The sequence below is a fragment of the Klebsiella sp. CB_Kp196 genome (genome assembly GCF_040061575.1).
GTDB classification, from domain to species: domain Bacteria; phylum Pseudomonadota; class Gammaproteobacteria; order Enterobacterales; family Enterobacteriaceae; genus Klebsiella; species Klebsiella michiganensis.
This window is the reverse complement of the sequence record NZ_JBEAFH010000076.1, coordinates 17855-28135: the sequence shown is the minus strand read 5'-3', so window position 1 is coordinate 28135 and position 10281 is coordinate 17855. Positions and strand designations below refer to the sequence as shown.

Genomic DNA, 10281 nt, shown 5'->3' with positions numbered 1-10281 from the left:
CCTCCGACCGCTCGGTTCGTAGCCGAGTACTCTATCCAGCTGAGCTACGGATGCAAAATGGCGGTGAGGCGGGGATTCGAACCCCGGATGCAGCTTTTGACCGCATACTCCCTTAGCAGGGGAGCGCCTTCAGCCTCTCGGCCACCTCACCACACGCCTCTTACGAGTGCTTCGAAGAACTTGTTTCTGCTCTTCGTCGCTGCGATGGCGCACATATTACTTTCTGGTACTTATAAGTCAAACCTTTTTTCGAGACCTTTTTTTCGTTTGCACACTTCCCGCGCAATTAGCCTGTGAAAACGGCAAAAAGAGTATTTTATCAACAAGAAATTGCTGATTACGCCGCGGCTAACGCAAAAGATAACTGTCGCGGATGCGGAGAAAGAGACAAAAATGAGAGGCTATCGGAGAGGAAAATTGGCAAAAACGGCGGGTGGAAGGAGGCGCCTCACAAAATAGCGAGGCGCGAAAACCTTAGTAACTGGACTGCTGGGATTTTTCAGCCTGGATACGCTGGTAGATCTCTTCACGATGCACGGAGACTTCTTTAGGGGCATTAACGCCAATACGTACCTGGTTACCCTTCACCCCTAAAACTGTCACAGTGACCTCATCTCCAATCATGAGGGTCTCACCAACTCGACGAGTCAGAATCAGCATTCTTTGCTCCTTGAAAGATTAAAAGAGTCGGGTCTCTCGTATCCCGGCATTATCCATCATATAACGCCAAAAAGTAAGCGATGACAAACACCCTACGGTGTAAGCAGTCACGGCATCACATTCTGTTAAACCTAAGTTTAGCCGATATACACAACTTCAACCCGACTTTATCGTTATCAGTGCTTCTCGCGCAAGATGCTGTAATCCGAGAATCACAGCATCTATGCAATTATAGTTATTACAGTTTTGCGCTTACCCAGCCTTTCACACTGGCTAACGCAGCAGGGAGAGCAGACGCATCGGTACCGCCGGCTTGCGCCATATCCGGACGACCGCCCCCTTTACCGCCCACCTGCTGGGCGACCATACCAATCAGTTCCCCGGCTTTCACGCGGTCTGTCACATCCTTAGACACACCTGCAATCAGAGAAACCTTACCTTCTGCGACCGTGGCCAACACGACAATCGTTGAACCCAGCTGATTTTTCAGATCGTCAACCATAGTACGCAGCATTTTCGGCTCAACGCCGGCCAGTTCGCTGACCAGCAGCTTAACGCCGTTAATCTCTTCCGCTTTGCTGGAGAGATTTGCGCTCTCCTGCACGGCAGCCTGCTCTTTCAGCTGCTGCAGCTCTTTTTCCAGCTGACGGCTGCGTTCTAACGCGGCGCGGACTTTGTCACCAAGGCTGTGGGTATCCCCTTTCAGCAGCTGTGCAATATCGCCCAGCAGATCGCTCTGCGCGTGCAGCATCGCCATCGCGCCTTCCCCGGTCACCGCTTCGATACGGCGCACGCCCGCGGCGGTACCGGATTCAGAGGTAATGCGGAACAGGCCGATATCACCGGTGCGCGAGGCATGCGTACCGCCGCACAGCTCGGTGGAAAAATCGCCCATGCTCAGCACGCGAACGCGATCGTCATACTTCTCGCCAAACAGCGCCATCGCGCCGGATTCACGCGCAGCGTCAATATCCATGATATTGGTTTCGATCGGCAGGTTGCGACGAATTTGCGCGTTCACCAGATCTTCTACCGCACGGATCTCCTCCGGCTTCATCGCTTCAAAATGCGAGAAGTCGAAGCGCAATGCTTTGTCGTTGACCAGAGAACCTTTCTGCGCAACGTGCGTACCGAGAACCTGGCGCAGCGCCGCGTGCATCAGGTGCGTCGCGGAGTGGTTCAGGCGGATACGCTGGCGGCGAGCCTGATCGACATCGGCCTGCACGGCGTCGCCGACTTTAAGCGAACCGCTGGTCAGTTTACCAATATGGCCAATTGCCTGGCCGTACTTCTGCGCGTCGCTGACCTGGAAGGAGAAACCGGCGCCCTTCAGTTCGCCTTTGTCACCCACCTGGCCGCCGGATTCGGCGTAGAACGGCGTCTGGTCGAGGATAACAACCGCTTCCTGACCGGCGTTCACCGCGTCAACCGCTTTACCATCGATAAACAGCGCGGTGACTTTGCCATTCAGTTCCAGGCTGTCATAGCCTTTAAACTCAGAGGCGCCGTCGACGCGGATCATCGCATTGTAGTCCGCGCCAAAGCCGCTGGATTCGCGCGCGCGACGGCGCTGCTCTTCCATCGCGGCTTCAAAGCCGGCTTCGTCAACCTTGATGTTGCGTTCGCGGCAAACGTCCGCGGTCAGGTCAACCGGGAAGCCGTAGGTGTCGTACAGGCGGAAAGCGGTTTCGCCGTCCAGCGTGTCGCCCTGCAGTTTAGCCAGCTCTTCATCCAGCAGCGCCAGTCCGCGCTCCAGCGTACGGGCAAACTGCTCTTCTTCGGTCTTCAGCACCTGCTCAACCTGAGCCTGCTGCTGTTTCAGCTCTTCGCCGGCGGAACCCATCACGTCAATCAGCGGAGCAACCAGTTTCCAGAAGAAGGTCTCCTTCGCGCCCAGCATGTTGCCATGGCGAATTGCGCGACGAATGATGCGGCGCAGCACGTAGCCGCGGTTTTCATTCGACGGGATAACGCCATCGGCAATCAGGAACGCGCAGGAACGAATGTGGTCAGCGATAACGCGCAGCGACTTGTTCGAGAGATCGGTCGCGCCGGTAACCTTCGCCACGCTCTTAATCAGATCGCGGAACAGGTCGATATCGTAGTTGGAGTTGACGTGCTGCAGCACGGCGGCAATACGCTCGAGGCCCATACCGGTATCTACGGACGGCTTCGGCAGCGGCTCCATGGTTCCGTCAGCCTGACGGTTGAACTGCATGAAGACGATATTCCAGATCTCAATATAGCGATCGCCGTCTTCTTCCGGCGTTCCCGGAGGGCCGCCCCAGATATGGTCGCCATGGTCGAAGAAGATTTCGGTGCATGGACCGCACGGCCCGGTGTCACCCATCTGCCAGAAGTTATCGGAAGCAAACGGCGCGCCTTTGTTGTCGCCGATGCGGATAATACGCTCGCGCGGTACGCCAACTTCATTTGCCCAGATATCGAACGCTTCATCGTCGGTTTCGTAGACGGTCACCCACAGTTTTTCTTTCGGCAGGGCGAACCAGTTTTCACCGGTCAGCAGTTCCCATGCGTATTTGATGGCATCCTGCTTGAAGTAATCGCCGAAGCTGAAGTTACCCAGCATTTCAAAGAAGGTGTGGTGACGCGCGGTGTAGCCGACGTTTTCCAGATCGTTGTGCTTACCACCCGCACGAACGCAACGCTGCGCGGTGGTCGCGCGCGAATAATTACGTTTGTCGAGACCAAGGAAAACATCCTTGAACTGGTTCATCCCGGCGTTGGTAAACAGCAGGGTCGGGTCGTTATGCGGCACCAGGGAGCTGCTCGCAACTACCTGATGTCCTTTACTATGGAAAAAGTCGAGAAACGCCTGACGGATCTCAGCGGTGCTCTTGCTCATAATTATCCTGAAATCAAGCTAACGAAATGTCGCTGGCAGCCACTACCCAGTATCGACCGGCAGGCTACTCACGAAAATAAAGTGGGAATAAGATAAGTTTTCTTCACGGGGAAGTAAAATCCCGGATGGGTCAATCTGCAAAATTTCGCCAGATTTCCTGAATATCCTCCATCAGATAGCCGCGGTAGAGCAAAAAGCGCTGAATTTTGACTTTTTCTGCAAATACGCTGGGCAGGGGTTCGCCATATTTTCGCTGCGCCTGCTCTTTGGCAAGCCTCGCCCAGTCGATTTCGCACTCGCGCATGGCTGCCTCTGTCGTCTCGCGGGAGATCCCCTTCTGCTTTAGCTCCTGGCGGACGCGCGCCGGGCCGTACCCCTTGCGGCTGCGGCTGGCAATGAACTGACGGACAAAGCGTTCGTCGTCCAGATAGCGGTTCTCAATGCACCATTCAACGACTATATCGACCTCTTCCGGCGTCACATCTAACGCTTCAGGGCCGTTTTTGCTCATGACCGGTGCAGCCAGTTTTCGCCTTAGCTCCTGTTCGCTGTGGTCGCGCATTGCCAGAATGCGAATCGCGCGATCCAGCAGCCTGGCGTAGTCAGAGCGGCGGGATGAAGTTTCAGTCACGGTCAGCCTCGCTAATCAAAAAAAGCAAAAGGGCCGCATAAGCGGCCCCTTGTTAGTCTGTTCAGACGATATCAGAAATCTTGTTCGGTTTCCGCTTCGCTGTTGCCATCAACCGCGAAGTCCGGCGTGGAGTCCTGATTGCTCAGCAGCAGTTCACGAACTTTCTTCTCGATCTCTTTTGCCGCAGCCGGGTTCTCTTTCAGCCAGGAGATGGCGTTCGCTTTACCCTGACCGATTTTATCACCGTTATAGCTGTACCATGCGCCGGCTTTCTCAATCAGCTTCTCTTTCACGCCGAGATCGACCAGCTCACCGAAGAAGTTAATCCCTTCGCCGTAGAGGATCTGGAATTCAGCCTGTTTAAACGGCGCGGCGATTTTGTTTTTCACCACTTTAACGCGGGTTTCGCTGCCGACAACGTTGTCGCCCTCTTTCACCGCACCGATACGACGGATATCCAGACGCACGGAGGCGTAGAACTTCAGCGCGTTACCGCCGGTGGTGGTTTCCGGGTTACCGAACATCACGCCAATTTTCATACGAATCTGGTTGATGAAGATGAGCAGGGTGTTGGACTGCTTCAGGTTGCCCGCCAGTTTACGCATCGCCTGGCTCATCATACGCGCCGCGAGGCCCATATGAGAGTCGCCGATTTCGCCTTCGATTTCCGCTTTCGGCGTCAGCGCCGCAACGGAGTCAACGACGATAACGTCTACCGCACCGGAACGCGCCAGCGCGTCACAGATTTCCAGAGCCTGTTCGCCGGTATCCGGCTGGGAGCACAGCAGGTTGTCGATATCGACGCCCAGCTTGCGAGCGTAAACCGGGTCCAGCGCGTGTTCCGCATCGATAAACGCACAGGTTTTGCCTTCGCGCTGCGCGGCGGCGATAACCTGCAGCGTCAGCGTGGTTTTACCGGAAGATTCAGGCCCGTAGATCTCGACGATACGGCCCATCGGCAGGCCGCCTGCGCCCAGGGCGATATCAAGGGAAAGCGAGCCGGTGGAGATAGTTTCCACATCCATGGAACGGTCTTCACCCAGGCGCATGATGGAGCCTTTACCGAATTGTTTTTCGATCTGGCCCAGTGCTGCCGCCAACGCTTTCTGTTTGTTTTCGTCGATAGCCATTATTACTCCTCTCATGCCGGGTGTAACCGGGTAGTGAATTCTGTTCTGTTGAAGCAATTATACTGTATAGTCATACAGTATCAAGTATTTTGTAGAAATTGTTGCCAGAGGAGATTTAGCGCGTAGGCCGTGGCCTGGCGGCGTACCGACTCGCGGTCTCCGGCAAAGCATTCGCGCCGGGTTACGCCCTGTCCGCTGGCGCTGGCCACGCCAAACCAGACGGTTCCCACCGGCTTTTCCGCGCTGCCGCCGTCCGGCCCGGCGATGCCGCTGACCGAAATGGCATAGTCCGCGCGAGCCGCACGCAGCGCGCCGATGGCCATCTCCACCACCACCGGTTCACTCACCGCTCCATGGCTAAGCAGCGTCGCTTCGCTGACGCCAATCATCTGCGATTTCGCTTCATTGCTGTAAGTGACGAAACCGCGCTCAAACCATGCCGAACTGCCGGCGATATCGGTAAGGGTTTTGGCGACCCAGCCGCCGGTGCAGGACTCCGCCGTGGTCACCGTCGCACCGCGCGCTTTCAGCGCCATCCCCACCTGCTCGCTCAGCTGCATTAATTCCGAATCTGTCATTCGTCGCCCCACGTAAGCTGTACAAAGAGGCCATCAAAGATAGCACTTTCAACGAAGATATGGGGACGAGGTAACGAATTTACGAGTCGGCTGGCGAAAAACATCGGCTATAGCCAACGCTGCATTTTCGGATAGCCGCCCGGGGGCGCCGGTGTCACAATTCACCGCACATATAAGGAAGAGTTAAATGAGAGGTTACCAGGAATGGCCAAAGCAACGCTTACCTCAGAGCAGAACGTGAAAAAAATTCGCCAGGTGCGCCTGTGCCTGTTTGTATGCGGCACAGTTTCGCTGCTAACCGCGCTACTGCATATTTTCACCCGCTCATTCAACCCGCTGTTCGAAGGCGTACAGATCCTGCTGGGCGTGGGCTGTATTGCCAGTGGATTCACATTGAACAAGAAAATCAAGCAGATACTCGCAGAACCATAGCGGCGGATAACCGGCCCATCGCGGGCCGGTTTTTATTTATTTCATACTCGCCGCGATCAGCTCCACGTTGTGACGCAGCATTTTCACGTAGCTGTCCGCCACGCCGCCCGGTTGAGAGAGGGCTTCAGGGTAGAGCTCTCCTCCCGGCTGCGCGCCCGTCGCGCTGGCAATCTGTTTAACCAGTCTTGGATCCAGCTGATTTTCCATAAACCAGGTATGCACCTCGTCGGCTTTAATTTGTCGAATTAATGCCGCCACCTGCGCCGCGCTGGCCTCACTTTCCGAAGATAGCCCCTGTGGCGCGAGGAAGGTCACGCCATAGGCGCGGCCAAAATAGCCGAAAGCATCATGGCTGGTCAGAACCTTACGCTTTGCCTGTGGAATGGCAGTGAACTGGCTTTTAGCCCAGCGATCGATCTCGTTAAGCTGGCTGATATAGCGTTTGCCGGAAGCCTCCAGCGCCAACTTATCTTCCGGGTCGGCTTTCACCAGGCCGTTGAGGATATTCTGCGCGTACAGCGCACCGTTCGCGGCGCTGTTCCACGCATGCGGATCGGTTACCGTTGCGCCATCTTCTTCAAGCGTGTGGGTTTTGACTCCGCGGGAAGCCACCACCAGCTCGCCTTTGAACCCGGATGCTTTAATCAGCCGGTCCAGCCAGCCCTCCAGCCCCAGGCCGTTGACCACCACCACATCGGCGTTGTTCAGCAGCGCGCTGTCTTTCGGCGAGGGTTCGAAGGTATGCGGATCGCCGTCCGGCCCCACTAGCGTATCCACATGCACATGTTCGCCGCCAATCTGCTGCACCATATCGCCCAACACGGAAAAACTGCTCACCACGTTTAGCGTTTTCGCCATCACCCCGTGCGATGCCAGACCCAGCGCCAGCGCCAGCCATATCCCGGTACGTTTCATCATTGTCCTTACCCCATTAATTTACGCCAGCCGACAACCAGCCGGCTGCGCGAGCCAAAAAACACCGATACAAAAAAGAGGCCGCTGGCGGTCAGCACAATGGCGGGTCCGGCAGGCAAATTCGCCGCCCACGACAGGCTCAGCCCCATCCACGCGCAAAAACCGCCCATCAGAGCCGCCAGCAGCAGAATGCCCGGCAGCGTCCGCGCCCAGCAGCGCGCCGCGACCGCGGGCAGCATCATGACCCCCACCGCCATCAGCGTGCCGAGCACCTGAAACCCGGCCACCAGATTGAGCACCAGCAGGGCGAGGAACAGGCCGTGCAGCAGCGCAGGCACTCTTCGCGCGTTCACCTGAAGCCAGACGCTGTCGAAGGCTTCGCTGACCAGGCCGCGATAAAACAGGGCGATGCAAATCAGCGTCAGGCTGGCAACGCCGGTCACAAACAGCGCCGAATCGCGGTCTACCGCCAGAATCGAGCCGAACAGCAGATGCAGCAGGTCGACGTTAGAGCCGCGCAGCGAGACCAGCGTGACGCCCAGCGCCAGGGAGCCGAGATAAAATCCGGCAAAGCTGGCATCCTCTTTTAAAAGCGTGCGTCGGCTGACCCACCCCGCCACCAGCGCCACCGCAATGCCGGCAATAAAACCCCCGACGGTCATCGCCAGCAGCGACATCCCGTTAAGCAGGTAGCCCACCGCCACGCCGGGCAAAATCGCATGCGAGAGCGCATCGCCCATCAGGCTCATGCGGCGTAAAAGTAGGAAGACGCCGAGCATGGTCGTGCTCAGCGAGAGCGCCAGGCACACCACCAGCGCGCGGCGCATAAAGCCAAACTCGATAAAGGGCTGAATGAAGGTGTGCCAGATCATGCCAGCCTCGCGGAGTGAAAGGCGGGCAGCACATCAGGCGTACTGCCCCAACGGGCGCGCTGCGGCGTCAGCAGCATCGTTTCCGGGAAATAGTCGGCGACCCGCTGGTTATCGTGCAGCACCGCCAGAATCGTCTGCCCCTGCTGATGCATTTCCAGGATCAGCGCCATCAGCTCACGGCAGGTGGCTTCGTCGATGCCGGTAAACGGTTCGTCGAGCATCACCAGCGGCGCGCGCTGCACCATCACCCTCGCGAAGAGCATGCGCTGAAACTGGCCGCCGGAGAGCGCCTCAATCGGCGTTTTCGCCATCGCTAGCAGCCCCACCCGCGCTATGGCCGCGACGATACGCTGGCGCACCTCCCCCCCGAGCCCGCGCAGCAACGATACCTGCGGCCAGGCCCCCTGGCTGACGACATCCTGCACCGTGAGCGGAAACTGCGACTCCAGCGCATGCCGCTGCGCCAGCCAGCCGATAACCGGCCGTCCGTCGCGCCAGTGCAGGCGGCCGCTGACCGGCGGGATAAATCCGGCCAGCGTCTTTAACAGCGTCGATTTCCCGCAGCCGTTCAGGCCGACGATAGCCGTCATACTCCCCGTTGCAATCGTGCCGCTAAGGGACGGCGCGATCGCCAGCCCTTCATAGCCAGCCACCAGATGATCGAGCTCTATCATGGCAGCGATACCGCCCACCAGGTTGCCAGCCACAGGGCGGCCAGCAGCACGCCGGCCATCGCCAGCCGGGCGATGCCTGAAGTCATCAATAAGGAAGTCAATGTTTACGCCTCAATAAAACGTTATAACATAACAATATTAAAAGAAGCGCGGAATGTAAATTGGCGTCAACAAAAGGAAATGCTGCAAAATGTTACAGACTCCTCTCCGGACGGAGAGGAGCACAGAAGACGGGATTACTGCATCCGGGCCTGAGAAACCGCCAGACCGAGCTGCCAGACGGCCATCGCGTAATGGGTGCTGTGGTTATAGCGGGTAATGGTGTAGAAGTTCGGCAGACCGTACCAGTACTGGTAGCCTGTGCCGATATCCAGACGCAGCAGGCTCGCCTGCTGGTGGTTACCCAGCGGCTGAGTCGGGGTAAGTCCCGCCGCCGCCAGCTGCGAGACGCTGTATTTGGTTTTGAACCCATTGTTCAGCCCAGGCGCCTGGCCCAGCGCCTGTACCGCCACCAGATCGCCGCTCACCCAGCCGTGCTGCTTGAAGTAGTTCGCTACGCTGCCGATCGCATCGACCGGATCCCACAGGTTGATATGCCCGTCGCCGTTAAAGTCCACCGCGTACTGCCTGTAAGAAGAGGGCATAAACTGACCGTAACCCATCGCGCCGGCGAAGGAGCCTTTCAGATCGAGCGGGTCATCCTGTTCGCTGCGCGCCATCAGCAGGAACGTTTCCAGCTCGCTGGAGAAGTATTCTGCGCGGCGCGGATAGTTAAACGACAGCGTCGCCAGCGCATCAAGGATGCGGGTTTTCCCCATCACCCGGCCCCAGCGGGTCTCGACGCCAATAATCCCGACGATAATTTCCGGCGGCACGCCGTAAACCTGGTACGCGCGGTTGAGCGCATCCTGATACTGGTTCCAGAACGCCACGCCGTTCTGCACGTTATCCGGGGTAATAAACTGTTTTTTGTAGCGCAGCCAGGCGCCGTTTGGCCCTGACGGCGGCAGCCCGGTGGGCGCCTGACGGTCCATCAGACGCAGCACGTAGTCCAGGCGTTTGGCCTGCGAGAGAATTTGATGCAGCTGCTGTCGGTCGAAGCCGTGCTTGCTCACCATTTTATCAATGAACTGTTCCGCCGCCGGGTTATTGGCGAAATCGCCGCTCATCTCCATCACGTTATGCTGCGGCTCGAGTAAAAAACCGCCCGTGCCGCCCGCCATTTCCTTTTCCGCAGGAGTTTGAGGTTTGCTGCTGCAGGCAGCGAGGAGAACGCACAGGGGGAGTAAAGCCAGGGAACGACGCTTCAACATGGGACATCCATTTAACAAATCGGCAAGGGGTAATTATGGTAAAGCATGCGCCCGCTCACAAGGAAGCGGCGGCAATGTAAATTCTTTTTTATCACCCTTTTTCCTCTCGCCCCGCCGGATCCTTCGTTCACTTCAGCCACAATCTTTCAAAATAAAATATTTATCTTTCATTTTGCGATCAATATAACAATTTCAAACCTTTTAAAATGA

Annotated in this window: 10 protein-coding genes and 1 tRNA gene; 1 reads left to right on the top strand and 10 read right to left on the bottom strand. The window is 57.2% G+C overall.

The window, feature by feature from the left end; translation table 11 throughout:
* Positions 1 to 58: 58 nt before the first annotated feature.
* The 6 genes from ABLU87_RS25900 to pncC all read right to left on the bottom strand — a co-directional run bounded on the left by ABLU87_RS25900 (position 59) and on the right by pncC (position 5865).
* Positions 59 to 151 (bottom strand) — tRNA-Ser (locus ABLU87_RS25900).
* Between the two features lie 323 nt (positions 152 to 474).
* Positions 475 to 660: a carbon storage regulator CsrA gene (gene csrA, locus ABLU87_RS25895; RefSeq protein ID WP_000906486.1), complete on the bottom strand. Its 186-nt coding sequence runs from the start codon at positions 658 to 660 to the stop codon at positions 475 to 477.
* 238 nt (positions 661 to 898) lie between these two features.
* Positions 899 to 3526, bottom strand: coding sequence for an alanine--tRNA ligase (gene alaS / locus ABLU87_RS25890; protein WP_032720437.1), 2628 nt, complete (start codon positions 3524 to 3526; stop codon positions 899 to 901).
* A 130-nt stretch (positions 3527 to 3656) separates the two neighbouring features.
* Positions 3657 to 4157, bottom strand: a complete 501-nt coding sequence (gene recX, locus ABLU87_RS25885; protein WP_122117825.1) for a recombination regulator RecX — start codon at positions 4155 to 4157, stop codon at positions 3657 to 3659.
* A 71-nt stretch (positions 4158 to 4228) separates the two neighbouring features.
* Entirely contained in the window at positions 4229 to 5287 is a 1059-nt protein-coding gene (gene recA, locus ABLU87_RS25880) for a recombinase RecA (protein ID WP_004104808.1), read from the bottom strand.
* A gap of 80 nt (positions 5288 to 5367) precedes the next feature.
* A complete protein-coding gene (gene pncC / locus ABLU87_RS25875) occupies positions 5368 to 5865 on the bottom strand; it encodes a nicotinamide-nucleotide amidase (protein WP_014226512.1) in 498 nt (165 codons plus the stop codon).
* 204 nt (positions 5866 to 6069) lie between these two features.
* Here pncC and ABLU87_RS25870 point away from each other — a divergent pair, with 204 nt between their 5' ends.
* On the top strand, positions 6070 to 6297 hold the full coding sequence (locus ABLU87_RS25870; protein WP_025107287.1) for a hypothetical protein: 228 nt from the start codon (positions 6070 to 6072) through the stop codon (positions 6295 to 6297).
* 36 nt (positions 6298 to 6333) lie between these two features.
* Here ABLU87_RS25870 and ABLU87_RS25865 read toward each other — a convergent pair whose 3' ends face one another.
* The 4 genes from ABLU87_RS25865 to mltB form a co-directional block, all read right to left on the bottom strand.
* Complete coding sequence (locus ABLU87_RS25865) at positions 6334 to 7212, bottom strand: metal ABC transporter substrate-binding protein (protein ID WP_014226514.1); 879 nt, start codon at positions 7210 to 7212, stop codon at positions 6334 to 6336.
* An 8-nt stretch (positions 7213 to 7220) separates the two neighbouring features.
* Complete coding sequence (locus ABLU87_RS25860) at positions 7221 to 8084, bottom strand: metal ABC transporter permease (protein ID WP_014226515.1); 864 nt, start codon at positions 8082 to 8084, stop codon at positions 7221 to 7223.
* Entirely contained in the window at positions 8081 to 8791 is a 711-nt protein-coding gene (locus ABLU87_RS25855) for an ATP-binding cassette domain-containing protein (RefSeq protein ID WP_162557671.1), read from the bottom strand. The genes ABLU87_RS25860 and ABLU87_RS25855 overlap by 4 nt, the downstream gene beginning before the upstream one ends.
* A 203-nt stretch (positions 8792 to 8994) precedes the next feature.
* A complete protein-coding gene (mltB, locus tag ABLU87_RS25850) occupies positions 8995 to 10071 on the bottom strand; it encodes a lytic murein transglycosylase B (RefSeq protein ID WP_009651581.1) in 1077 nt (358 codons plus the stop codon).
* Positions 10072 to 10281 lie beyond the last annotated feature (210 nt).